General features: G+C 72.5%; 1 protein-coding gene. It reads left to right on the top strand.

The features are described from left to right. Nucleotides 1-1,412: glycoside hydrolase family 65 protein (locus ACWEBX_RS40500; RefSeq protein ID WP_451889691.1), on the top strand; the 1,412-nt coding region annotated here is incomplete at its 5' end. Between the last annotated feature and the right edge of the window lie 100 nt (nt 1,413-1,512).

Here is a 1,512-nt window from a genome sequence, read left to right as displayed (position 1 = left end):
CCGACGTCGAGGTGGACGGCGACGAACAGATCCAGCAGGCCGTGCGCTTCGCCCTCTTCCACGTGCTCCAGGCCGGCGCCCGCGCCGAACAGCGCGCCATCCCCGCCAAGGGCCTCACCGGCTCCGGCTACGACGGCCACGCCTTCTGGGACACCGAGACCTTCGTCCTGCCGCTGCTCACCTACACCTCGCCGGGCGCCGTCGCCGAGGCGCTGCGCTGGCGCCAGAACACCCTTCGGGCCGCACGGGAACGGGCCGCCCAACTCGGGCTGCGCGGCGCCGCGTTCCCCTGGCGCACCATAGCGGGATCGGAAGGTTCGGCGTACTGGCCGGCCGGCACCGCCGCCTTCCACGTCAACGCCGACATCGCCGACGCCGTCGTCCGCTACACCGCCGCCACGGGCGACACACGCTTCGAACGCGACACCGGCGTCGAGCTGCTGACCGAGACGGCACGGCTGTGGCGCTCCCTGGGACACCACGACCACCAGGGGAGGTTCCACATCGACGGGGTGACGGGGCCCGACGAGTACAGCGCCGTCGCCGACGACAACACGTACACCAACCTGATGGCCCGCGCGAATCTCCTGGCCGCCGCCGACGCCGTCGAGCGGTACCCCCTGCGGGCGGCGGAGCTCGGCGTCGACGAGGAGGAGAGCGCGGCCTGGCGCGACGCGGCCGAGGCCATGCACATCCCGTACAACCACGAACTGGGCGTGCACGAGCAGCACGCCGGATTCACCCGGTACCAGCGCTGGGACTTCACCGCCACCCGCCCCGACCAGTACCCGCTGATGCTGCACTTCCCCTACTTCGACATCTACCGCAAGCAGGTCGTCAAACAGGCCGACCTGGTGCTCGCCCTCTACAAGTGCAGCCCCTTCTTCGACGAGGAGCACAAGGCCCGCAATTTCGCCTACTACGAACCCCTCACCGTCCGCGACTCCTCCCTGTCGGCCTGCTGCCAGGCCGTGATAGCCGCCGAGACCGGCCATCCCGGCCTCGCCTACGACTACCTGGTCGAGGCCGCGCTGATGGATCTGGAGGACCTGGAGCACAACACCCGCGACGGACTGCACATCGCCTCGCTCGCCGGGACCTGGACGGCGCTGGTCGCCGGCTTCGGCGGGCTGCGTCACCACGGGGAGACCCTGGAGTTCGCGCCCCGGCTGCCGGAACGCCTCAGCCGCCTCGCCTTCTCCCTGGAGGTCCTCGGCCGCCGGCTGCGCGTGGAGATCGGGCAGGACGCCGTCACCTACACGCTCGCGTCCGGTGACCCGCTGGAGATCAGCCACCACCGCGAGCCCGTCACCGTCGACGCCGACAAGCCCCGCAGCCTGCCCATCCCGGCGCCGCGGCTGCGCCCCGCCCCCGACCAGCCGCCGCACCGGCGGCCGAACTCCCGGGAGTGAGACGCGGCGCGGGCCGTCGGCGGGTCAGTCGCGGGTGACGGAGGGCGCGATGTCCTCGTGCCGCTCCGCGGGCGCCGCGTCGGGTGCGGCCAGGGCGGCC

Source organism: Streptomyces sp. NPDC005070, from assembly GCF_053600395.1.
The sequence above is the reverse complement of the archived record's forward strand: the minus strand, read 5'-3'. Positions and strand labels throughout refer to the sequence as shown.